This is a genomic window from Antarcticibacterium arcticum, from assembly GCF_007993795.1.
GTDB classification, from domain to species: domain Bacteria; phylum Bacteroidota; class Bacteroidia; order Flavobacteriales; family Flavobacteriaceae; genus Gillisia; species Gillisia arctica.
Genome location: NZ_CP042476.1, coordinates 1758646 through 1782032, shown reverse-complemented (window position 1 = coordinate 1782032; position 23387 = coordinate 1758646). Strand labels below are relative to the sequence as shown.

At 39.7% G+C, this 23387-nt stretch carries 24 protein-coding genes and 5 tRNA genes; 24 read left to right on the top strand and 5 right to left on the bottom strand.

What is annotated here, in order from left to right:
* Positions 1 to 29: 29 nt before the first annotated feature.
* Positions 30 to 251 carry a PLD nuclease N-terminal domain-containing protein gene (locus tag FK178_RS08065; RefSeq protein WP_146833286.1) on the bottom strand — a complete coding sequence of 74 codons (222 nt, stop codon included), beginning with the start codon at positions 249 to 251 and terminating at the stop codon, positions 30 to 32.
* 21 nt (positions 252 to 272) lie between these two features.
* Positions 273 to 1505: an exo-beta-N-acetylmuramidase NamZ family protein gene (locus FK178_RS08060; RefSeq protein ID WP_205677176.1), complete on the bottom strand. Its 1233-nt coding sequence runs from the start codon at positions 1503 to 1505 to the stop codon at positions 273 to 275.
* Between the two features lie 10 nt (positions 1506 to 1515).
* Between FK178_RS08060 and FK178_RS08055 the strand changes: the two genes are divergently transcribed.
* The gene (locus tag FK178_RS08055) at positions 1516 to 2751 is read left to right on the top strand and encodes an ABC transporter permease (RefSeq protein WP_146833283.1); all 1236 of its coding nucleotides are present in this window, start codon (positions 1516 to 1518) and stop codon (positions 2749 to 2751) included.
* A gap of 80 nt (positions 2752 to 2831) precedes the next feature.
* Positions 2832 to 3812 carry a PLP-dependent cysteine synthase family protein gene (locus FK178_RS08050; protein ID WP_146833280.1) on the top strand — a complete coding sequence of 327 codons (981 nt, stop codon included), beginning with the start codon at positions 2832 to 2834 and terminating at the stop codon, positions 3810 to 3812.
* A 15-nt stretch (positions 3813 to 3827) separates the two neighbouring features.
* Here the strand turns inward: FK178_RS08050 and FK178_RS08045 are convergent, their stop codons facing one another.
* From FK178_RS08045 to FK178_RS08035, 3 genes are all read right to left on the bottom strand, one after another.
* The gene (locus FK178_RS08045; protein WP_146833278.1) at positions 3828 to 4094 is read right to left on the bottom strand and encodes a hypothetical protein; all 267 of its coding nucleotides are present in this window, start codon (positions 4092 to 4094) and stop codon (positions 3828 to 3830) included.
* A gap of 119 nt (positions 4095 to 4213) precedes the next feature.
* On the bottom strand, positions 4214 to 4447 hold the full coding sequence (locus tag FK178_RS08040) for a hypothetical protein (protein ID WP_146833275.1): 234 nt from the start codon (positions 4445 to 4447) through the stop codon (positions 4214 to 4216).
* Positions 4448 to 4649: 202 nt separating this feature from the next.
* A complete protein-coding gene (locus tag FK178_RS08035; RefSeq protein ID WP_146833271.1) occupies positions 4650 to 5213 on the bottom strand; it encodes a hypothetical protein in 564 nt (187 codons plus the stop codon).
* Between the two features lie 79 nt (positions 5214 to 5292).
* Here FK178_RS08035 and FK178_RS08030 point away from each other — a divergent pair, with 79 nt between their 5' ends.
* The 22 genes from FK178_RS08030 to rpoB all read left to right on the top strand — a co-directional run bounded on the left by FK178_RS08030 (position 5293) and on the right by rpoB (position 23341).
* Positions 5293 to 5979 (top strand): SGNH/GDSL hydrolase family protein, encoded by a 687-nt coding sequence (locus tag FK178_RS08030; protein ID WP_146833268.1) that lies wholly within the window; start codon positions 5293 to 5295, stop codon positions 5977 to 5979.
* Positions 5980 to 6048: 69 nt separating this feature from the next.
* Positions 6049 to 7326, top strand: a complete 1278-nt coding sequence (locus tag FK178_RS08025; RefSeq protein WP_146833265.1) for a DUF2851 family protein — start codon at positions 6049 to 6051, stop codon at positions 7324 to 7326.
* A 23-nt stretch (positions 7327 to 7349) separates the two neighbouring features.
* Positions 7350 to 7580 carry a PspC domain-containing protein gene (locus tag FK178_RS08020; protein WP_146833262.1) on the top strand — a complete coding sequence of 77 codons (231 nt, stop codon included), beginning with the start codon at positions 7350 to 7352 and terminating at the stop codon, positions 7578 to 7580.
* A gap of 197 nt (positions 7581 to 7777) precedes the next feature.
* Positions 7778 to 9859 carry an amino acid carrier protein gene (locus FK178_RS08015; RefSeq protein ID WP_146833259.1) on the top strand — a complete coding sequence of 694 codons (2082 nt, stop codon included), beginning with the start codon at positions 7778 to 7780 and terminating at the stop codon, positions 9857 to 9859.
* Positions 9860 to 9874: 15 nt separating this feature from the next.
* Positions 9875 to 10750: a ComEA family DNA-binding protein gene (locus tag FK178_RS08010; RefSeq protein WP_146833256.1), complete on the top strand. Its 876-nt coding sequence runs from the start codon at positions 9875 to 9877 to the stop codon at positions 10748 to 10750.
* Positions 10751 to 10898: 148 nt separating this feature from the next.
* Positions 10899 to 12068 carry an acyl-CoA dehydrogenase family protein gene (locus FK178_RS08005; RefSeq protein ID WP_146833253.1) on the top strand — a complete coding sequence of 390 codons (1170 nt, stop codon included), beginning with the start codon at positions 10899 to 10901 and terminating at the stop codon, positions 12066 to 12068.
* Between the two features lie 237 nt (positions 12069 to 12305).
* On the top strand, positions 12306 to 12500 hold the full coding sequence (gene rpsU, locus FK178_RS08000; protein WP_146837528.1) for a 30S ribosomal protein S21: 195 nt from the start codon (positions 12306 to 12308) through the stop codon (positions 12498 to 12500).
* 135 nt (positions 12501 to 12635) lie between these two features.
* Complete coding sequence (locus FK178_RS07995) at positions 12636 to 13523, top strand: tyrosine-type recombinase/integrase (RefSeq protein ID WP_146833250.1); 888 nt, start codon at positions 12636 to 12638, stop codon at positions 13521 to 13523.
* A gap of 33 nt (positions 13524 to 13556) precedes the next feature.
* A complete protein-coding gene (hpf, locus tag FK178_RS07990) occupies positions 13557 to 13859 on the top strand; it encodes a ribosome hibernation-promoting factor, HPF/YfiA family (RefSeq protein ID WP_146833247.1) in 303 nt (100 codons plus the stop codon).
* Positions 13860 to 13960: 101 nt separating this feature from the next.
* Positions 13961 to 14034, top strand: a tRNA-Thr gene (locus FK178_RS07985).
* A 232-nt stretch (positions 14035 to 14266) separates the two neighbouring features.
* Positions 14267 to 14348, top strand: a tRNA-Tyr gene (locus FK178_RS07980).
* 142 nt (positions 14349 to 14490) lie between these two features.
* Positions 14491 to 14563, top strand: a tRNA-Gly gene (locus FK178_RS07975).
* A gap of 267 nt (positions 14564 to 14830) precedes the next feature.
* Positions 14831 to 14902, top strand: a tRNA-Thr gene (locus FK178_RS07970).
* 58 nt (positions 14903 to 14960) lie between these two features.
* Complete coding sequence (gene tuf, locus FK178_RS07965) at positions 14961 to 16148, top strand: elongation factor Tu (RefSeq protein ID WP_146833245.1); 1188 nt, start codon at positions 14961 to 14963, stop codon at positions 16146 to 16148.
* A gap of 109 nt (positions 16149 to 16257) precedes the next feature.
* Positions 16258 to 16330 (top strand) — tRNA-Trp (locus FK178_RS07960).
* A 102-nt stretch (positions 16331 to 16432) separates the two neighbouring features.
* On the top strand, positions 16433 to 16630 hold the full coding sequence (gene secE / locus FK178_RS07955) for a preprotein translocase subunit SecE (RefSeq protein WP_146833242.1): 198 nt from the start codon (positions 16433 to 16435) through the stop codon (positions 16628 to 16630).
* An 11-nt stretch (positions 16631 to 16641) separates the two neighbouring features.
* The gene (gene nusG, locus FK178_RS07950) at positions 16642 to 17193 is read left to right on the top strand and encodes a transcription termination/antitermination protein NusG (RefSeq protein WP_146833239.1); all 552 of its coding nucleotides are present in this window, start codon (positions 16642 to 16644) and stop codon (positions 17191 to 17193) included.
* 79 nt (positions 17194 to 17272) lie between these two features.
* A complete protein-coding gene (gene rplK / locus FK178_RS07945; RefSeq protein WP_146833235.1) occupies positions 17273 to 17710 on the top strand; it encodes a 50S ribosomal protein L11 in 438 nt (145 codons plus the stop codon).
* Between the two features lie 20 nt (positions 17711 to 17730).
* Complete coding sequence (gene rplA, locus FK178_RS07940; RefSeq protein WP_146833232.1) at positions 17731 to 18429, top strand: 50S ribosomal protein L1; 699 nt, start codon at positions 17731 to 17733, stop codon at positions 18427 to 18429.
* An 11-nt stretch (positions 18430 to 18440) separates the two neighbouring features.
* Complete coding sequence (gene rplJ, locus FK178_RS07935) at positions 18441 to 18962, top strand: 50S ribosomal protein L10 (protein ID WP_146833229.1); 522 nt, start codon at positions 18441 to 18443, stop codon at positions 18960 to 18962.
* A 58-nt stretch (positions 18963 to 19020) separates the two neighbouring features.
* On the top strand, positions 19021 to 19398 hold the full coding sequence (rplL, locus tag FK178_RS07930) for a 50S ribosomal protein L7/L12 (RefSeq protein WP_146833226.1): 378 nt from the start codon (positions 19021 to 19023) through the stop codon (positions 19396 to 19398).
* A 130-nt stretch (positions 19399 to 19528) separates the two neighbouring features.
* Positions 19529 to 23341 (top strand): DNA-directed RNA polymerase subunit beta, encoded by a 3813-nt coding sequence (gene rpoB, locus FK178_RS07925; protein WP_146833223.1) that lies wholly within the window; start codon positions 19529 to 19531, stop codon positions 23339 to 23341.
* The last annotated feature ends 46 nt before the right edge of the window (positions 23342 to 23387 follow it).

Here is a 23387-nt window from a genome sequence, read left to right as displayed (position 1 = left end):
TTTTAGGAAATTTTATAAAAATTGAATATTTATTCCCCGTTTTCCAGAGGGTTAAACCTTCGGTATCGCTTCCCCATAATGAAATAAAGAATCGATCCAAAAAGCGGAAGAAAAATAATTATAAGCACCCAGATAAGCCGGTGCCTTCCCCTGAAGTTGTTTTGTAACATGTGAGTAAGCGCTATTGCAGGCAGCACCAGAAGCGCCAACATTAGCAATTGCCAGAATAACATGTTTATCTCTAAAAACATAACTTATGTATTAAGGAAGCCTCAATATAGTAAATATTCCTTTCGTTTTTCCTTAAATGTTTCTAAATTTTCTACCCATGTTTCCCTTATTTCTTTCTCACTAAGACCTGCTTCAATTTGCTTTTGTAACTGTGTATTCCCGGCAAGTTTTGTGAAAAAGGAGTTGAAGAATTTGGATTTATCCTGGGTATTCTCATAAGCTTCAATGAGCCATTCAAGATTTATCCTGTTTAAACGCGGTTGTTCAGTGAGATTTCGTCCGTAACAAAGTGTGTTTAAATGTTTCGGAGATTTGGCCCCTTCCATGGAAACTGGCGTATAGGTATAATCGAAATATTCTTTATTGAGAAAAGGGGACCCAAATACCTGGAATTGATTTGGAGTTCCACGGCCCTCATTTACATTGGTTCCTTCAAAAAAACATAGGCTGGGGTATAAATTTATCGCCTGGTCATTTGGCAAGTTGGGAGAAGGTTTAATGGGAAGGCTATATTGGATTTGATGATCATAGTTCTCCATGGAGATCACTTTAAGTTCACATTGTATTCCGTTCTTTAACCACTTTTCACCATTTATCATCTGTGCGTATTCTCCCATTGTAAGTCCATGAACCACGGGTATAGGATGCATTCCCACAAAACTTGTATGGGCGGTGTTCAGCAGGGGGCCGTCTACATAATGCCCGTTGGGATTTGGCCTGTCCAAAACCAGTAAAGGAATATTATTTTCGGCACAGGCTTCCATAACATAATGAAGGCTTGAGATGTAGGTGTAGAATCTGGTTCCCACATCCTGAAGGTCAAATATCACGAGATCGACGTCTTTTAACTGTGAAGCTTTGGGTTTTTTGTTGTCTCCATATAAAGAAACCACCGGCAGGCCTGTACTGGCATCTTTCCCATCTTTTATGGTTTCGCCGGCATCTGCAGTACCACGAAAACCGTGCTCCGGGGCAAAGACCTTTACAAGGTTTACATCCCTTGATAATAAAGAATCTACCAGGTGAGTGTACGCTCCTTCTTCATTCATTTTAAATATTACAGAACTTTGATTCCCTACAAGTGCAATTCTTTTTCCTTTTAACTGCGGGAGATAAGTGTCAATTCTGTTCGCACCAACAACTACAGGCTTGTGATCCTGAACTTCGGGTGTATTTTGAGCAACCGAGCCTCCATTTTGCCCGGTAGTCCTTCCGCAGGAAACCATAGTGATAAGAAAGAATAAAAATGTATTTTTGAAGAATTTGTAAAACATAGCGAATACCTTGAATTTCGAATTTTTTATAGCCAAAAGGCTTATAAGTACTAAAAAGTATAAAAGTAGCATATCGGCCCCAATTATAAAAATTGCGATCTCGGCTATCGCAATTGGGGTAATCATGATGCTGGTATCCTTTGCCACAGGAATTGGATTGCAGGTTAAGATACGGGAGAAGATCGCAGCTTTTAACGGGCATATAATTATAGATAATTATGATAATAACAGCTCACAGGTAAGCCTGATACCGGTTTCCAAAAATCAGGAATTCTATCCTCAGTTTTCTACAGTTTCAGGTATAAACCACGTACAGGCGGTCGCTACCAAGGCCGGGATCATACGTACCGAAACAGATTTTGAAGGCGTTATTGTCAAAGGGGTGGGAGGCGATTTTAAATGGGAAAATTTTGAAGATTTTCTTGTAGAAGGCTCACTTCCGGATTATTCTCAAAATCTTACCGAAGAAATTCTCATTTCACGTTATATAGCCAACAGAATGGGGTTTAAAGTAGGTGATAAAGCGATCACATACTTCTTACGGGAAGACGTAAACCGGAATCCATTGTTAAGGGCGTTTTTGATCAAAGGGATATATGACTCCGGTTTTCAGGAATTTGATGAACTTTATTTAATTGCTGATATACGGCATATTCAACGCCTTAACAACTGGGAACAGGACCAGGTTGGGAGTTTTGAGGTATTTATTGATGATTTTAAAAAGCTGGACCAAAAAGGAGTGGAAGTCTATGATAACACCCCCTCACTTCTTGACTCCCGTACCATAAAGCAAAAATATTACGCCATATTTGAATGGCTCTCCCTGTTTGATTTTAATATCGCGCTTATTATTGGGATCATGATCCTGGTAGCTGGTATTAATATGATCACGGCGCTCCTGGTCCTTATTCTGGAACGAACCCAGATGATAGGTATACTAAAGGCGTTGGGAGGAGGTAACTGGAGCATCAGGAAAATATTTTTATACAATGCTTCCTACCTTATCATTCTGGGACTTTTCTGGGGAAATCTCATTGGGTTGGGACTGTTGTTCCTTCAGAAATATTTTAAACTTTTCCCTCTAAATCCCGAGACCTATTATGTTACTGAAGTGCCGGTTTATATAGGTTGGGAATATATTCTGGGAGTAAATTTGGGGACGCTTATTCTTTGTGTTCTTATGTTATTGATCCCTTCAGTAATAATTACCAGGATCTCCCCGGTGAAGGCAATGAAATTTGATTAATTGCCGGCCGACTAACCCAAGGATGCAATTCTTTGGAAAAGAATTAAGTTAGATTACCTTTGCTGCTTCAAAATTGAAATATGGATTACGTAGAAAATATACTTGGAACCATAGGCAATACTCCTATGGTAAAAATGAATACACTTACCAAAGAGGTAGATGCACTTGTACTTGCAAAATACGAGACTTTTAATCCCGGAAATTCTGTAAAAGACAGGATGGCTGTAAAAATGATAGAGGAGGCCGAGGCAGATGGCAGGCTGAAGCCGGGAGGAACTATTATTGAAGGCACCTCTGGCAATACAGGTATGGGGCTTGCCCTGGTAGCAATCATTAAAGGTTATAAAATGATATGTGTTCTAAGCGATAAACAGAGCAAAGAAAAAATGGATATTTTGCGTGCCGTAGGTAGTGAAGTTGTAGTATGTCCTACAGATGTAGCACCTGAAGATCCAAGGTCGTATTATTCTACTTCCAGGCGCCTGGCCGAGCAAACTCCAAATTCCTGGTATGTAAATCAATATGATAATCTTGCAAATACAAAAGCACATTATGAAACCACCGGCCCTGAGATCTGGAAACAAACCGATGGAAAAGTTACTCATTTTGTGGTTGGGGTAGGTACAGGAGGCACGATCTCCGGAGTGGGGAAATATCTAAAGGAACAAAACCCGGATATTAAAATTTGGGGAGTAGATACCTATGGGTCTGTTTTTAAAAAATACCACGAGACCGGGATATTCGATGAAAATGAGATCTATCCATATGTTACAGAAGGAATAGGGGAGGATATCCTCCCAAAGAATGTAAATTTTGATGTTATAGACGGTTTTACCAAGGTAACAGATAAAGATGCAGCAATCTATACCAGAAGACTCGCGAGGGAAGAAGGTTTCTTTTTAGGAAACAGTGCCGGCGCGGCAATTAAAGGATTATTGCAACTGAAGGAACATTTTAAGAAGGATGATGTTGTGGTAATTCTATTCCATGATCATGGAAGCAGGTATGTTGGGAAAATGTACAATGATGAGTGGATGAAAAAAATGGGTTATCTCGAATAAGAAAAAAACCTGATACTATATAGAGGCGTCCGTTCGGGGCGCCTTTTTTGTTATTATTTTTTCCTGAAATTGAAGATAATAAAACAGGAATGCCCCGGTGAAATACATAACCACATCTAACCAGTCTGCTGTGTAGCGGGGTTCTACCCGCGGCAAATACCATTCAAAATATACAGCATAAAATGTAGTAAGGGAAAATATAGTGAAGAGGTCCAGGTGGATTTCATTATCTCCTTGAATAATATGTACGGCTTTGAGACAAATCCAAAATACTATTGGCATACATAAAAGATCATTCAAATAAAAGTTAACCCAAATGGGAAGGTTTACTTCTAAGTGGGTTAATGCTAAATTACCAAGGAATATTAAAACTGTGAAAAGGAAAAGGAGTGTAATTGGTCTCATAGCAAAAAGAATGACACTATAAAGGCCAGCAACAACCCTACTGCCATTACAACTATCCACACAGTATAACCAGTTCTTGCGAAAAATCGCACAATTGAATTGTCGTGTTCTCTCAGGGGGGTAAGATGGTCCATGTTGAGTGGATCTGTTTTTGATGAACTTCCCCTTGGCTTTTTATTCTGTGGGATTTCCTTATTCCTGTTGGTATTTTGTAAGTCTTTGGATTCCATATTAATTTTTATAAAAGTCAGTTAGGTGTGCATAATTTGCTGAAAATCGTAGGTTTTTAAGATAATTAAAAACCCCTCTTGTGCAAAATAATAAGGTCGCGCAAAAGCATGTTTAACTTACATTTAGCACATCATGAGCTGTCCCTAAAAAGAGATCCCACCCCGGGAAGGGGGCAGGACCAAAATAAATAATCAAAATGTTCTATTCCCAACCCCATTGCGCACCCGGAGCCTCAACCGGGGTGTTAAGGTCAAATATGACATTAAAGGCAGGATTTTCTGTACCTATTCTTTTCAGGTTATAGGTGAATGTGTTTTCATCCAGGGTGATCCACCAAACATTCGTGGCAGCATATCCAATAAGCTCTGCCGTTTCAACATCGGCCGGGAAAAATTGAAGGTTGGCAGATCCTGAATTTGTACTGGTACCTCCGTATTGAGTGATCTTATCTTCACTACCGTCTTCATGACGGTGATCGTGTTTGAGTTTTATCCTCTCACCCTCCAATGTTAAAACCCAGGTTCGGGACTTGTCTTCACCTACATAAAATGGAATAGTAATGGTTCCATCATCACAGGTGCGTACAAACATAGTAAGGGTTTTACCACTAAAAGCATCATTGGTTACATGGGGGGCAAGTTTCCCTTCATAGGCTTTCCCGCAATGGGCCCGAAGGTTATCCCAAAATTGTTGAGCGCCCGATTTTTCCTGGCCATTTGCCAGCATCACTGTAAAAAGTAGAATTGGAAGAAAGAGTTTTTTCATATTGACAAATAGCTAAATAGTTTATAAAAAGTTTTTAATTGGTGCAAAATACGGTAATTTGGAAATTAAAAGCCTTGCCATGAAAAAAATACTACTTGTTATAATTACCTCAATTTTTATTCTTGCTTGCAACTCCTCACGTGATATACCGGTCACGCCCCAAATGGATTTTAGTTATCTGGCTTTAGGTGATTCCTATACAATTGGGGAAGGAGTGGGAGTGGCTCAATCCTGGCCGGTGCAATTGGTTGAAAGATTAAAGGAAAGGGGGCATAAAATGGCCGCTCCAAAAATAGTAGCCAGGACCGGCTGGACCACACGAAATCTTATTACCAATTTTGAATCTGAAATCGATGTACATCGGGATTTTCATTTAGTTTCAATTTTGATAGGAGTGAACAATCAATATCAAAAAAGAACATTATCAGAATTTGAAGTGGAACTTCGGGAGATCTTCCGAAAGGCTATAACCCACAGCAAGCTTCAGGAAAAAGGGGTCTTTGCCTTAAGCATTCCAGATTATGGCGTAACACCCTTTGGAGCAAACAATGCAGACACTATTGCCGTTCAAATAGCCAGATTTAATGATGTGGTGCAAAGAGTGGCACAAGATAATAATGTAGATTTTTATAATATAACCCCTATTTCCCAGGAGGCGGCGGTCAACCGAAATCTGATTGCCGGAGATAGCCTGCATCCAAGTGCGTTAATGTACAGCCGCTGGGTAGACGAAATTATTGACCGTGTAGAAGAGAAGCTAAGGTAATAACGCTCCTGGGATAATTTTAATGTCTTTATTATTAATTACCTTATTAAAGATCTGGTAAATTTAAAGATGCAGGAAGATTTTCTCCATTATATATGGAACTTTAAAAAGTTTGATTTTAGACGTGCCCAGACGGTAGACGGTCAACCTGTTGTTATTATTAATTCCGGAACTCCCAACTTCAATTCGGGGCCCGATTTTTTTAATGCAAACATCAAAATTGGTGAGCAGTTGTGGGCAGGCAATGTCGAAATACATATTCGATCCTCCGATTGGTATTCCCATCGCCACGAAATTGATTCTAATTATGAGAATGTGGTACTTCACGTAGTTTGGGAAAATAACATAGATATTTATAGAAAAGATAATTCGGTAATACCTACCCTGGAATTAAAAGATCTTACTTCAGAAGATACATTGAAAAGTTACCGGGAGCTATTGCTGGCCCCCAATGCAAAATGGATCAATTGCGAAAGGGAGTTTGTCAATTTTCAAAATTTTGAGATTGAAAACTGGCTGGAACGTATGTACTTTGAAAAACTTGAACAAAAATCTGAAGCGATTGGGAAATTGCTGAAGAAATCTGAAAACAATTGGGAAGAAGTGTTGTTCTGGCTGCTAGCCCGCAGCTTTGGTTTAAAGGTTAATGGAGAGGCTTTTTTAAGCATGGCTCAAAGCCTGGATTTTTCTATAATTCAAAAATGCCGTTCCTCACACCTCTATCTGGAAGCCCTGTTTTTTGGTCAAAGCGGATTGCTTGATGTAAAAAATGAAGATGTGTACTTTCAGGAATTGAAAAAAGAATATATTTTTTTAAAAAGAAAATTCGGGTTGAGTAACTCCGGGGTGGAAAGGCCAAAATATTTTAGGTTGAGGCCGGAAAATTTTCCCAATATCAGGTTATCACAACTCGCGGGGTTATATTCTGCAGTTCCACATTTATTCAGTAAAATAATGAATGCCGGAAAAAGGAAGGAACTTCAGGAACTCTTAAAAGTAGAAACCTCTACATACTGGAAGGAGCATTATACCTTTGGAAAAGACCATTCTTTCAGGGCTAAAAAACTTTCCGAAGATTTTATAGATCTACTCATAATAAATACAATTATTCCCTTGAAGTTTTACTATCTCCGGTCCATAGGATCTTACGAGCCCCAACAGATCCTTCAGCTAATACAGGAAATAAAGACCGAAAAGAACAGCGTAATTGACAAATTCAATCTTATAAGACCCAATACCTCGGCTACAGCGCTGCACTCACAAGCCTTGCTGCATTTAAAAGGCGCTTATTGCGATAAGAATTATTGTTTGAATTGTAATCTTGGCGCAAAATTAATTAGAGGTTGAGGTAATTGTAATATCTTTGGAGAATGATGAAGTTTGTCTATTCCATACGTCACTTTTTTGAACGCCACGGCTTCTATGTTTCCTCCCGGATAGGGGATAAAATGGGAATAAGGGCCAAAACCATAAGATTATTCTTCATCTATTTGTCTTTTGCCACCATGGGAATGGGATTTGCCGTTTATCTCACCCTTGCTTTTTGGCTTAAACTAAAAGACCTGGTATATGTTAAGCGCAGTTCTGTCTTTGATCTTTAGTGTCTAAGCCTTTGTTTACAGTAGGTAAGGCTTAAGGATTTCTTTAAAAGTACCTCCAATAAGGATAGCCCTGCGGACCATCTTGCTTTCATTTAACAATTCCTTTACATTTTAACGAGTAAAAATTTGAAAATGGCCATTTTTTTAGCATCTTGCTTCGCTGTAAAAAATACCTTCATTAACTTTTAATAAATCCTATGAGAAAGTACATACTTTCATTGTTCTTTACATTTTCTATTATTTCCTTATTTGCGCAGGATCTTGACGTTAAAGCAAATATTGGAAATCCCAGCAAAATTATTAATGATGGTTTTATAGACCTGGATGTTACAGGCGGAACACCTCCCTATACCTATAAATGGAATAACCAGGGGACTTCCCTAAATTCCAAAAGAGCAGAAGGCCTTGTAGAAGGTATCCCTTATAATGTAATTATTACCGATGCTACAGGAGCATCTACAACGAGGTCCTATTCTGTGGAAGCCGAGGCGATCACCGAGCATTTCAACGGAACTTTTGCACCAATAGTTGCAACTATGGGTGCGGTACTTTTCTGGGATCCATTTTCGGCGATTGGAGTTTATGATCCTGTGGTCTATGCCGATGTTAAAAATGTACCAACTCCGGGATGGACTGCGAATGTTGAAGACAGGTTTGTTTTAAAACAATGGTTGGTAAGCGAAGGAGCCCGCGTTCAAAAGGGTGATACAATAGCAATTATTTCTACAACCAGTGGTGAAGATATATATGCCCTTGCCAATGCCAACGGATCTGTACGTTATCTTGCCAGCCAAGGTGGGGTGATCTATAATTCTGATAATAAACAACACGTTATTGAAGAAGGAGCTCATAATTTTGCTCAAATTGTTTATGATGAAAAGATCCCATTAACGCACCCTAACGGAGATCCTCAAACCAAAAACATCCCTTTTATTGTAGTGTGGTTGTTGTTTGGAGCGCTGTTCTTTACCTTGAGAATGGGCTTTATTAATATACGCGGATTTCGTCATGCCCTGCAACTTGCAAGAGGGAAATACGATGATCCTAATGCACCCGGGCAGGTAACTCATTTCCAGGCACTGGCAACAGCGGTTTCGGGAACAGTAGGTCTTGGAAATATTGCCGGGGTGGCAGTGGCTGTTTCCCTGGGAGGAGCCGGAGCTACTTTCTGGATGATCATAGCAGGTCTTTTAGGAATGTCTTCAAAATTTGTAGAATGTACCCTGGGGGTGAAATATAGATTTATAAACAGTGAAGGCCGGGTATTTGGTGGACCTATGAATTATTTACGTTACGGTCTTGAGAAGAGGAATAAAAAAGGATTAGGAAAAGTATTGGCAGGTCTTTTTGCTGTACTTGCAATTGGCGCCTCTTTTGGAGGAGGGAATATGTTTCAGGCAAACCAATCTTTTGAAGCTATGCAGGGCCAGATGCCCTTCTTAATTGGGAACGGATTTTGGTTTGGTGTTGTAACAGCTATCCTTGTGGGAGTTGTGATCATTGGAGGAATTAGCAGTATTGCTAAGGTGACCGGTAAAATTGTTCCTATTATGGCCGGTATATATATTATAGGTTGTTTAACGGTGATCTTTATGAATATTGAGAATATTGTACCTGCTTTCACTGCAATCTATGATGGTGCATTTAGCCCAAGCGCCCTGAAAGGTGGGATAATAGGAGTGTTGATCGTTGGTTTCCAGCGTGCTGCTTTCTCAAACGAAGCAGGGGTGGGGTCTGCCGCTATTGCGCATAGTGCGGCAAAAACACATAATCCGCCGTCAGAAGGTTTCGTAGCTTTACTGGAGCCTTTCATTGACACTGTGGTGGTATGTACATTAACTGCGTTGGTTTTAATATTTACCGGAAAACACGAAGTTGTAGGTGTCGCCGGGGCCACCCTAACCTCTGATGCTTTTGGAAGTGTGATCTCATGGTTCCCATATGTATTGGCGGTTGCGGTATTCCTTTTCGCTTTTTCAACTATGATCTCGTGGTCCTATTACGGAATGAGAGCCTGGACCTACCTGTTTGGAAAAAGTATTAAAAGTGAGATCATATATAAAAGTTTATTCTTAATTTTCGTAGTGGTTGGAGCCTCAGTAAGCCTTGGAGCTGTGCTGGACTTCTCAGATATGATGATTCTGGCAATGGCATTTCCCAACATAATTGGACTATATATAATGTCTGGTGAAGTAAGAAGAGACCTTAAAGAATATCAAAGAAAATTAAAGGCCGGGGAGTTATTCAAAAAACAAAAAGAAGCAAAACAGGCCGCCTAATGAATTAAATACATAATGAAGCATATAAGATCCCATTTGGTTTTCAATAAAAGTCAACGAAATGGGATCTTTTTATTGGTGCTTATTATAATTGTTCTCCAATTGCTTTATTTCTTCGGAAATTTTGTCAAACCTACCACCTCTTATCAAAGCGATAATCCTGAATTAGTTCTTTTTCAGAAAAAGCTCGATTCCATTAAACTTGCTAAACAGGCAGGAGATACCCTGCGAATTTTTCCATTCAATCCCAATTTTATTACAGATTACAGGGGGTATACCCTGGGAATGACAGTTGAGGAAATTGACAGGTTACACGCTTTTCGGGCGGAAGATAAATGGGTAAATTCTGCTGCCGACTTTCAGAAAGTAACCGGTATAAGCGATTCTCTTTTAAAGAATATAGAACCTTATTTTCGGTTTCCAGATTGGGTAACACAAAACCGGCCGCAGGTGACAAACCGAACTGCCTCCATCAATGCTTCGCCCAGCCAAAAGCAGGATCTCAATGCAGCATCGGTAGAAGACCTTGTTGCAGTGAGGGGAATAGGGGAAACCCTGGCCAGCAGAATTGTCAATTATCGCAATCGTATTGGTGGGTTTGTAGATGATCTTCAGCTTAAAGATATCTATGGCCTTAACTTTGAAACCAGAAATGAAGTGCTTAAAAATTTCACGGTTAAAAATGCCCCACAGGTTGAGCTCCTAAATATAAATACGGCGAGCGTGCTGGAGCTAAGCAATATTCCTTATATAGATTATGAGCTGGCAAGGGAGATCGTAAACTACCGGCTCTTGAATGATAATATCAGCAGTTTTGAAGAATTGGCAAAAATTAAGGAGTTTCCTTCAGAAAAAATTGACCGGATTGCGTTATATTTGACCTTAAAATAAGAATCCTGAATATTGGTTTGATTATTTTTCCTGAAGGATTTACCTGCCGGGCCAAAAATATCCTTTATTCTTTTTTCACCCGGCACCTCAGGAGGTTGCCATTTCCTGTTTTAATAAAAATCTAAATTGATTAATAGAATTTGTTTATATGAATAATATGTATTTTACAGAAGAGCATGAACTTTTCAGAAAGAGTTTTCAGGAATTCCTTCAGAAGGAAGTAGTTCCGCATATTGAAAAATGGGAAAAGACCGGTACCATAGAAAGGTTTATCTGGAAAAAGTTTGGAGATATGGGATATTTTGGGATTACCTATCCCGAGCAATATGGGGGTATGGACCTGGATCTTTTTTATACTGTGATCTTCCTGGAAGAATTACAAAAAATAAATTCAGGAGGATTCGCTGCAGCAATGTGGGCCCATTCCTATCTTGCAATGACCCATCTTCTAAAGGAAGGTGATGAACGCATTAAAGAAGAATATCTTGCTCCCAGTATTGCGGGAGATAAAATAGGTTGCCTTTGTATTACCGAACCTTTTGGAGGAAGTGATGTAGCGGGAATGAAAAGTACCGCCGTTAAAAAGGGAGATAAATATATTCTCAATGGTTCCAAAACGTTTATAACCAATGGAATTTACTCAGATTACCTGGTGGTTGCGGCAAAAACCGATGCTTCTAAAGGAGCAAAGGGAATGAGCATCTTTTTGGTAGACAGGGATACCCCGGGAATTTCTGCCACTAAGCTCGATAAGCTTGGGTGGAGAGCATCAGATACTGCAGAGATCGCCTTTGATAATGTAGAGATCCCGGCCGAAAATTTAATGGGTGAAGAAAATCTTGGTTTCTCTTATATCATGCAACATTTTGCCCTTGAAAGATTAATTATGGGAGTGAATGCCCATGCCCGTGCAGAGTTTGCGCTGGACTATACCATTAATTATATGGGAGAAAGAGAAGCTTTTGGTAAAACTATAGATAAGTTCCAGGCGCTTAGGCACTCTGTTGCCGATATGGCAAGTGAGGTAGAAATGTGTAAGGAATTCAATTATTCAATTGTAAAAAGGATGATTGATGGGGTATATGTAGTGAAGGAAGCCAGTATGTCAAAACTACTTTCCACCAAAATAGCAGATGATGTAATCTACAAGTGCCTGCAATTCCTTGGGGGTTATGGCTATATGGAAGATTATCCCTTGGCAAGACTCTTCCGGGATAGCAGGTTAGGGCCAATTGGTGGGGGAACCTCAGAGATCCTAAGAGAGATCATCGCTAAGATGGTGATTGATAAGAAGGAATATAAGCCTGCTGCGGAATAACGGAGGTTTCTTTTAAGTGTTAAGAGTTAGGAGTTAGTAGTTTAGAGTTAAGAGTTGTGTAAGAAGGAGAAATTTTGGTGTTGGGATTGCAAAGATCCCGGCCCGGTGAACTCTCCACTTTTCACTGTTCTCTTTCCTCTATTAAATATAAAGTAAAATAAAATTTATGGAAAGGTTGCAGGATAATTGAATTGAATTATCTTTGCACCTTTAATTTTAATGAAAGGAGGTGACACTATGTTAATTATACCAGTTAAAGACGGAGAGAATATCGACAGAGCGCTGAAGCGTTTTAAAAGAAAATTTGATAGAACCGGAACAATGCGCCAGCTAAGAAGCAGGCAGGCATTTACAAAACCGTCTGTTGAACGTAGGGCTCAAGTCCAGAAAGCACAATACATTCAGCATTTAAGAGACCAGGAAGAAATTTAATATTTCTTTACTTTTTTCTTCTGCTAAGTCTTATTGGGCTTAAAAAGATAGAAACCGGCCCTGCTTCAGGGGTATTACAATAAACTACTGTTGGTACGGCAAAGTTTTATAACTTTGTGAACCAACAGTTTTTTTATGCCTTATAGTCGCTTCCTGGAATACCTGCTCCTGGAAAAAAAATATTCCCCACATACTGTTAAGGCCTATGAGGCCGATCTTGGATCTTTCGCCTTTTTTATAAATGAAGAATTTGGGCAGGATGATCTTCCCGGTGTACATTATCCCCAGATAAGAAGGTGGATTATTAAACTTGTTGAGGAAGGAATAAATAACCGGAGTATTAACAGGAAAATATCTTCCCTAAAAGCATTTTATCGTTTTTTACTTACCACAGGAGAGATCGAGGTCAATCCGTTAGCCGCCCACAAGGCATTGAAAACCAAAAAGAGCATACAGGTTCCTTTTTCACGGGATGAAGTGGCAGCGGTTATTCAGGAAATAGAGCCGGAGGATTTTAAAACGGCAAGGGACCTTTCAATAATAATGATGTTCTATGCTACGGGGATAAGGAGGTCTGAGCTTATTGGGATCAAACTGGGTGATCTTGACCTCAAGAATCAAATGGTGAAGGTGCTGGGAAAGAGAAATAAAGAGAGATACATTCCCTTGTTGCCGGAAATTTGCCGAAATCTACGCTCGTACCTTGTATATAGGGAGGAATTGGTCTCCAGGGAAATCCCGTTTTTATTTACTACAGAAAAGGGAATTAAAATGTATGAAAATCTTGTTTATAGGATTATAAATAATTACTTTAGTGAAGCATCGGGAAAGGTAAAAAAGAGTCCTCATATCCTGAGACATTCCTTTGCAACGCATCTCTTGAATGAAGGTGCAAATTTAAATGCGGTGAAAGAATTATTAGGTCATTCCAGTCTGGCGGCCACTCAGGTTTACACCCATAACAGTATTGCAGAATTATCTAAGGTGTACAACCGGGCACACCCGCGTCAGGCTAACAAGTGATATTATATATTGTTTAATTAAATTTTTTAGGAGATGAAAGTAAATGTGCAATCCGTCAATTTCAATGCAGATCAAAAATTAATCGATTTTATCCAGGTGAGACTGGATAAGCTGGAACACTTCTATGATAAGATAATTTATGCCGATGTTTACCTGAAAGTTCAAAATACAAGTGACAAGGTAAATAAAGTTACAGAGATCCTCCTAAGTATTCCCGGTGGGGATGTTATGGTCAAAAAGACCTGCAGAAAATTTGAAGAATGTGTAGATGAGTGTATTAGCTCCTTACAACGTCAATTGGTTAAAAAGAAAGAAAAAATTAAAGCATACGTTTAATGTAATTTTTCATGAAATTTGTTTTGTGAAATAAATAATTTGTATACATTTGCAGTCCGTTAGAAATAGCGGACTTTTTTATGCTAAAAAAGTAGTTAAAGGCCGATGTAGCTCAGCTGGCTAGAGCAGCTGATTTGTAATCAGCAGGTCGTGGGTTCGAGTCCCTCTATCGGCTCTGAAATTTTGAATTGAAAACCGCTTAGGAAAGGTGAGGGAATGTTAATTCTGGCACCAGGAAGGGACGAGAAGTTTATCCTGAGCGCAGCCGAAGGGAGTCCCTCTATCGGCTCTGAAATTTTGAAAAAAAAGCTTTGTGAATGGGAAAATTTATATTTAAATTTGCCCCTTCTTAAAAACAAGCCAAAGTTCAAGATGGTTCTGTGAAATACTGAAATACCAAAATTACCGGGGAGATACTCAAGCGGCCAACGAGGGCAGACTGTAAATCTGCTGTTTTTAACTTCGCAGGTTCGAATCCTGCTCTCCCCACAAAGGTTTTTCATAAGATTGCGTAGAAAGTTCACTTTCTTAAGCCATCGAAGGAAAAAACTTTGATTCGGGGCACCCGAATCAGGATCACCGAGCGATAGTGAGGTAATCCAGTGCCAATGAAGTTGTGGAACTTCAAATTGCGGGAGTAGCTCAGTTGGTAGAGCGTCAGCCTTCCAAGCTGAATGTCGCCGGTTCGAACCCGGTCTCCCGCTCAAGAGAAGGTCGTCACGCTTAAAGCTTGATCTCCGCTCTAAAGAGTAAACGCATTGTAAATGAGTTTACTATCCAGGGAAATGGTTTTTGTGATTATAGCAATCTCCGTTTTGGGAAAAAGTTTTTGAGCCTGGTGCTCTTGATTTTTCCTGTGAGAATGTAATAGCCTGTTAAGGTTGCTTCAAACTCAAAATTATAACAGCGTTTTTTAGAGCAGCTGTTGGTTTATCTCCATAAGTGTTAACTTGATGGGGATGATCTTTTTTGCCGACGTAGCTCAGGGGTAGAGCGTTTCCTTGGTAAGGAAGAGGTCACGAGTTCAATTCTCGTCGTTGGCTCTTTATTTTGTATAAAATTGAACACTAATATATAACTAAGAATAAATAATTATCAATTATGGCAAAGGAAACTTATAGTCGTTCCAAACCGCACTTAAACGTTGGTACGATAGGACACGTAGATCACGGAAAAACAACTTTAACTGCAGCGATTACTAAGGTAATGGCTGATGCTGGTTATTCAGAAGCCAGGTCTTTTGATCAGATCGACAACGCTCCGGAAGAAAAAGAAAGAGGTATTACAATTAACTCTTCACACGTTGAGTACTCAACTGCAAATCGTCACTACGCACACGTTGACTGTCCAGGTCACGCGGATTACGTGAAGAACATGGTTACTGGTGCTGCCCAAATGGACGGTGCTATTCTTGTGGTTGCTGCTACAGATGGTCCAATGCCACAAACTCGTGAGCACATCCTTTTAGGACGTCAGGTTGGTATTCCAAGAATCGTTGTATTCTTGAACAAAGTTGACCTTGTTGACGATGAAGAATTATTGGAATTAGTTGAAATGGAAATCAGAGAATTATTATCATTCTATGAGTATGATGGTGATAACGGACCTGTAATTTCAGGATCTGCTCTTGGAGCCCTTAACGGTGAAGAGAAGTGGGTTAACACTGTAAAAGAATTAATGGAAGCTGTTGACAACTGGATCGAGTTACCGGTTCGTGACGTTGATAAGCCATTCCTTATGCCTATAGAAGATGTATTCTCTATTACAGGACGTGGAACTGTAGCGACTGGTCGTATTGAGACTGGTGTTGCAAACACTGGAGATCCTGTAGAGATCATTGGTATGGGTGCTGGAAAATTAACTTCTACCGTAACAGGTGTTGAGATGTTCCGTAAGATATTAGACAGAGGTGAAGCTGGAGATAACGTTGGTATTCTTTTAAGAGGTATTGAGAAAACTCAAATCTCAAGAGGAATGGTTATCACTAAGCCAGGATCTGTTAAGCCACACGCTAAATTTAAGGCCGAGGTTTATATCCTTAAAAAAGAAGAAGGTGGACGTCACACTCCATTCCACAATAACTACCGTCCGCAGTTCTACGTTAGAACTACAGATGTTACCGGAACTATCAACCTTCCAGAAGGTGTAGAAATGGTAATGCCAGGTGATAACTTAACTATTCACGTTGAATTGTTACAGCCTATCGCAATGAGCCTTGGTCTTCGTTTTGCTATCCGTGAAGGTGGTAGAACAGTAGGTGCAGGACAGGTAACTGAGATCTTAGACTAATTAAAGTTTATATAAGTACGAGGTATCCTGTTTACCGGGATACCTTAACTTATATTTAAGGGTTTGGCCTGATATGTGATGCAAATGTGTCCCCCTTCAGGTTTAACAAACGGGTTTAGCTCAGTTGGTAGAGCACTGGTCTCCAAAACCAGGTGTCGGGAGTTCGAGTCTCTCAACCCGTGCTTGATAAGAAAAGTATTGTTCAGAGCATTTCTTTGAAATTAACAAAAAGAACGGATCAGGGGTTTCCTTCATAAACTTCTTCCGTGTAAATAGTAAAAACAATGGCAGGAATCGTCAATTATATTTCCGAGTCTTACAACGAGTTAAGAAACCACGTAACCTGGACCACCTGGCCAGAGGCTCAAAGATTAACCATAATTGTGGCTGTATTTTCAATTATATTTTCATTGGCTATTTGGGGTGTGGATACTGTATTCAGCTCTATCATTGAACAATATTTTGAATGGATTAAATCATAAATATTATGGCTATGGCAGAGGTTAAGGATAAAAAATGGTATGTGGTTCGTGCTGTTAGCGGTCATGAGAATAAGGTTAAGGAATACATAGAGCGTGAAATTTCTCACCAGGGAATGGAAGATCTTGTTAGTGAGGTGTTAGTGCCTACAGAAAAAGTGATCCAGATACGAAATGGTAAGAAAATTTCTAAAGAGCGTGTGTACTTCCCCGGGTATGTAATGATACTTGCAAACCTTACAGGAGAGATTCCACATATAATTAAATCCATTAACGGTGTTATAGGTTTTCTTGGGGAAACAAAAGGAGGAGATCCTGTGCCGCTTAGAAGGTCTGAGGTTAACCGTATGTTAGGAAAGGTTGATGAGCTTTCAGTAAAAGCAGATAACGTTGCAATTCCTTTCACCATTGGAGAGACTATCAAGGTAATTGATGGGCCATTCAACGGTTTTAACGGTACTGTTGAAAAGATAAATGAAGAAAAACGCAAGCTTGAGGTAATGGTCAAGATCTTCGGAAGGAAGACGCCATTGGAATTGAGTTATATGCAGGTTGAAAAAGTATAAAGGTAATAACTGTTACATGTATTTTTGATGGTTTTTAAAAGCTTCCACTCTTAAAACTATCACTTTAAAAATTATAAAAATGGCAAAAGAAATAAGTAAAGTTGTAAAACTTCAAGTTCGTGGAGGTGCTGCTAACCCATCACCACCAGTTGGACCTGCTTTAGGTGCTGCCGGAGTAAATATAATGGAATTCTGTAAGCAGTTTAATGCTAGAACGCAGGATAAACCAGGAAAATTGTTACCATGTCAAATTACTGTCTACAAGGATAAGTCTTTTGATTTCGTAATTAAAACTCCCCCGGCTGCAGTTCAAATTTTAGAAGCAGCGAAGTCTAAAAAAGGATCAGGTGAGCCAAACCGTAAAAAGGTGGCAAGTGTATCCTGGGATCAGATTAAGGCTATTGCCGAAGATAAAATGGTAGATCTAAATGCATTTACCCTTGAATCGGCTATGAAAATGGTAGCGGGAACAGCCCGCTCTATGGGTGTAACTGTTAAAGGGCAAGCGCCGTTTTAATCTAAAACAGAATTTTAAAAATGGCAAAATTGACTAAAAAGCTAAAGGAAGCTAACAGCAAGATCGAAAATGGTAAAGCATATTCGTTAACTGAAGCTTCTGCATTAGTAAAAGAGATCTCCTACGAGAATTTTGATGCTTCTGTTGATCTGGCAGTTCGTTTGAACGTAGATCCACGTAAAGCAAATCAAATGGTAAGAGGGGTTGTAACCCTTCCTCATGGAACTGGTAAGGATGTAAAGGTATTGGCCTTGGTTACTCCAGATAAGGAAGCTGAAGCTAAAGAAGCCGGAGCTGACTATATTGGATTAGATGAATATCTTGATAAGATCAAAGCTGGTTGGACAGATGTTGATGTTATAATCACTATGCCTAGTGTAATGGGTAAATTAGGACCACTTGGTAGAATATTAGGACCACGTGGGTTAATGCCTAACCCTAAGACAGGAACGGTAACTATGGATGTTGCAAAAGCAGTATCTGATGTTAAAGCAGGTAAAATTGACTTTAAAGTTGATAAAACAGGTATCGTTCACGCCGGGATTGGAAAAGCATCATTTGATGCCGAAAAGATCGCTGGTAACGCAAGGGAATTATTAACTACTTTGGTTAAATTGAAACCTCAGGCCGCTAAAGGTGTGTATATTAAGAGTATCCACATTTCTTCTACAATGAGCCCAAGTGTTGAGATCGACTCCAAAAGGTTCACTGAGCAATAATATTATAGATTATGACAAGAGAAGAAAAATCATTAGTAATTGAAGATTTAACTGCGCAGTTAGAAAATAATAACATTATTTACCTTGCAGATATTTCGGGTCTTAACGCCCTTAGTACTTCAAACCTTCGTCGCGCCTGTTTCAAGGCGAACGTAAAGCTTGCAGTAGTTAAAAACACATTGCTTGCAAAAGCTATGGAAGCATCGGAAAAAGATTTTGGTGAACTTCCTACAGTTTTAAAAGGCAATACATCTATTATGATCTCTGATACCGGTAATGCACCGGCAAAAGTGATCAAGGATTTCCGTAAAAAATCAGCTACCCCGTTGCTTAAAGGAGCATTTATTGAAGAGGCTATCTATGTTGGAGACGACTATTTAGAGACCCTTGTAAATATCAAGTCTAAAGAAGAGCTTCTTGGAGATATAGTTGGATTACTACAATCACCTGCTAAGAACGTTATATCGGCTCTTAAATCTGGTGGTGGTAAAATAGCCGGAATCCTAAAAACCCTTTCAGAAAAAGAAGGGTAATCAATAAGCGCACTATTAATAATTATTTATAACAAAGAACATTTTAAAACGATAGAAAATGGCAGATTTAAAAGATTTCGCAGAACAATTGGTTAACTTAACCGTAAAAGAGGTTAATGAATTAGCCGCTATATTAAAAGACGAGTATGGTATCGAGCCTGCTGCAGCTGCAGTAGTAGCTGGTGGTGCTGCTGCCGGTGGTGGTGAAGAAGCCGCTGAAGAGCAAACTGAATTTGATGTAGTTCTTAAAGCAGCTGGAGCTTCTAAGCTTGCGGTAGTTAAATTGGTAAAAGAGCTTACCGGTCTTGGTCTTAAAGACGCAAAAGAATTGGTAGACAATGCTCCACGTCCAGTTAAAGAAGGTGTTTCTAAAGACGAAGCAAATGCACTAAAAACGCAATTAGAAGAAGCAGGAGCCGAGGTTGAGCTTAAATAAGCTTAACAAGCAATACATTTAGGTTTAGACCTCAGGATACTCTCCTGAAGGTCTAAACCCTTTTGCGTATATAAAGTTTAAGTTTATAACGCGCCCATTTTTTTATATATAAATATAATTCCGTCCATTGATGTTAGCAACGCAAACTGAAAGATTGAATTTCTCTTCTGTAAAGAACAAACCTGATTATCCTGACTTTCTGGACGTACAGATCAAGTCATTTCAGGATTTCTTTCAACTAGAAACAAAATCAGAAGAAAGGGGAGATGAGGGTCTCTATAATACCTTCATGGAAAACTTTCCTATTACAGACACCCGTAATCAATTCGTATTAGAATTTCTGGATTACTTTGTGGACCCGCCAAGATATTCCATCCAGGAATGTATCGAACGTGGTTTGACTTATAGCGTACCGCTTAAAGCCCGCTTAAAACTATATTGTACAGATCCGGAACACGAAGATTTCGAAACCATTGTACAAGATGTTTACCTTGGAACCATTCCTTACATGACCCCTAGTGGTACTTTTTGCATCAACGGTGCAGAGAGAGTTGTGGTTTCACAATTACATCGTTCCCCCGGTGTATTCTTTGGACAGTCTTTCCATGCAAATGGAACCAAGTTATACTCTGCCAGAATTATTCCTTTTAAAGGATCCTGGATAGAGTTCGCTACCGATATAAACAACGTGATGTATGCGTATATCGATAGAAAGAAAAAATTACCTGTTACTACACTTTTCCGTGCTATTGGTTTTGAGAGAGATAAGGATATCCTTGAGATCTTTGACCTTGCTGAGGAAGTAAAAGTTTCTAAAACAGGACTTAAAAAAGTTTTAGGCCGTAAACTGGCTGCGCGTGTATTGAACACCTGGTATGAAGATTTCGTTGATGAAGATACTGGTGAGGTTGTTTCAATTGAACGTAACGAGATCATTCTTGACCGTGATACTGAACTTGATAAGGACCACATCGAGGAGATCCTTGAAACCGGAACAAAGACCATTCTTCTTCACAAAGAGGATAATTCTACCGGAGATTACGCTATTATTCACAATACCCTGCAAAAGGATCCAACAAACTCTGAAAAAGAGGCTGTTGAGCACATCTACCGCCAGCTGCGTAATGCAGAGCCGCCCGATGAGGAAACTGCACGTGGTATAATAGACAAATTGTTCTTTAGTGACCAACGTTACAGTTTAGGTGAAGTAGGACGATACAGAATGAACAAGAAACTTGGTCTTGATATTGGAATGGATAAGCAGGTGCTTACCCGTGAAGACATCATTACCATTGTAAAATATTTAATAGAGTTAATTAACTCAAAAGCAGAGATTGATGATATTGATCACTTGTCTAACCGTCGTGTTAGAACAGTAGGAGAGCAACTTTCTCAGCAATTTGGTGTTGGTTTGGCCCGTATGGCCCGTACCATTCGTGAGCGTATGAATGTACGTGACAACGAGGTATTTACCCCAATAGATTTGATCAACGCAAAGACCCTGTCTTCTGTGATCAACTCGTTCTTTGGAACCAACCAGTTATCTCAGTTCATGGATCAAACAAATCCACTGGCAGAGATCACGCACAAACGTAGACTTTCGGCATTAGGACCAGGTGGACTTTCAAGAGAACGTGCTGGGTTTGAGGTACGTGACGTTCACTATACGCACTACGGAAGACTTTGTCCTATTGAAACTCCTGAGGGACCAAACATTGGTCTTATCTCCTCACTTGCAGTTTTTGCAAAGGTGAACGGGATGGGATTCATTGAAACTCCTTACCGAACAGTAACAGAGGGGAAGATTGATTTCTCTAAACCTTCCTTTTATTTAAGTGCTGAAGAAGAAGAAGACAAGAAGATCGCACAGGCGAATATTCCTTTGACTGATGATGGAACAATAGATTCAGATAAGGTAATTGCGCGTATGGAAGGTGACTTCCCGGTAGTGGATCCAAAGGAGATCCATTATATTGATGTTGCACCTAACCAGATCTCTTCTATTTCGGCATCCCTTATCCCGTTCCTTGAGCACGATGATGCGAACAGGGCGTTGATGGGATCAAACATGATGCGTCAGGCTGTACCTTTATTAAGAGCTGAATCTCCTATTGTAGGAACAGGTCTTGAAAGAGCTGTAGCTACAGATTCCCGTGTTTTGATAAATGCTGAAGGACCCGGAGTTGTAGAATATGTTGATGCTGAAAGAATTACCATTAAATACGACCGTACAGAGGAAGAGAGAATGGTAAGTTTTGAAAGCGATTCAAAAACCTACGAATTAATTAAATTTAGAAAAACCAACCAGGGAACCTCTATAAACCTTAGGCCAATTGTGCGTATAGGTGACAGGGTGACCAAAGGACAGGTTCTTTGCCAGGGGTATGCAACCGAGGCAGGTGAACTTGCACTGGGACGTAACATGAAGGTTGCCTTCATGCCGTGGAAAGGATACAACTTTGAGGATGCAATTGTAATTTCTGAAAGAGTTGTAAGAGAAGATATTTTCACTTCTATCCATATTGATGAATATTCACTGGAAGTTCGGGATACCAAATTGGGTAACGAAGAATTGACAAACGATATTCCAAACGTTTCTGAAGAGGCTACAAAAGACCTTGACGAGAACGGTATGATAAGAATTGGAGCTGAAGTTAAGCCTGGTGATATCCTTATTGGGAAGATTACTCCTAAAGGTGAAAGCGATCCAACTCCTGAGGAGAAACTTCTTAGAGCGATCTTTGGAGATAAAGCTGGAGACGTAAAAGATGCTTCGTTAAAAGCTCACCCTTCTCTAAGTGGTGTTGTAATTAACAAGAAACTTTTTGCCCGTGCGGTAAAGGATAAGCGCAAACGCGTTCAGGATAAAGAAGATGTAGCGGCACTTGACAAGAAGTATGATGCAAAATTTGCTGTTCTTAAAGCAGAACTTGTAGATAAACTTTTTGCTATTGTTGGTGGGAAGACTGCACAGGGAGTTCAAAATGATCTTGGAGAAGAAGTATTGCCAAAAGGTAAGAAGTTCACTCTAAAAATGCTTAACGCTGTAGATGATTATATCCACCTTACACAAGGAACCTGGACTACAGATGATCACCTGAATAAACTGGTTGCAAATCTTATCCATAATTATAAAATCAAGGAAAATGACCTTCAGGGTAACCTTAGAAGGGAAAAATTCACCATCTCTGTTGGAGATGAATTACCTGCAGGAATTATCAAATTGGCAAAAATCTATGTTGCCAAGAAGAGAAAGCTAAAAGTAGGTGATAAAATGGCGGGTCGTCACGGTAACAAGGGTATTGTTGCCCGTATTGTTCGCCAGGAAGATATGCCTTTCCTTGAAGATGGAACTCCTGTAGATATCGTACTTAACCCACTGGGTGTACCTTCAAGGATGAACATTGGACAGATCTATGAAACTGTATTAGGATGGGCAGGACAACAATTGGGTAGAAAATATGCTACTCCAATTTTTGACGGTGCAACCTTAGATCAAATAAATGAGCTTACAGATGAAGCCGGAGTACCGCGCTTTGGACATACACATTTATATGATGGAGGTACCGGAGACCGTTTTGACCAGGCTGCAACTGTGGGTGTGATCTATATGTTGAAATTAGGACATATGATCGATGATAAGATGCACGCGCGTTCCATTGGACCGTACTCTCTTATTACACAACAACCTCTTGGTGGTAAAGCACAATTTGGTGGTCAGCGTTTTGGAGAGATGGAAGTTTGGGCACTGGAAGCTTATGGAGCATCTGCAACCCTGCGTGAGATTTTAACCGTAAAATCTGATGATGTTATAGGTAGAGCCAAGACATATGAGGCGATCGTTAAAGGTGAACCAATGCCGGAACCGGGATTACCTGAATCTTTCAACGTGTTAATGCACGAATTGAAAGGACTAGGATTGGATATAAGATTAGAAGAATAAAAAGCTGCCTGTAAAGGGATGCCCCCGGGTATCCCTTTCTCAAGCA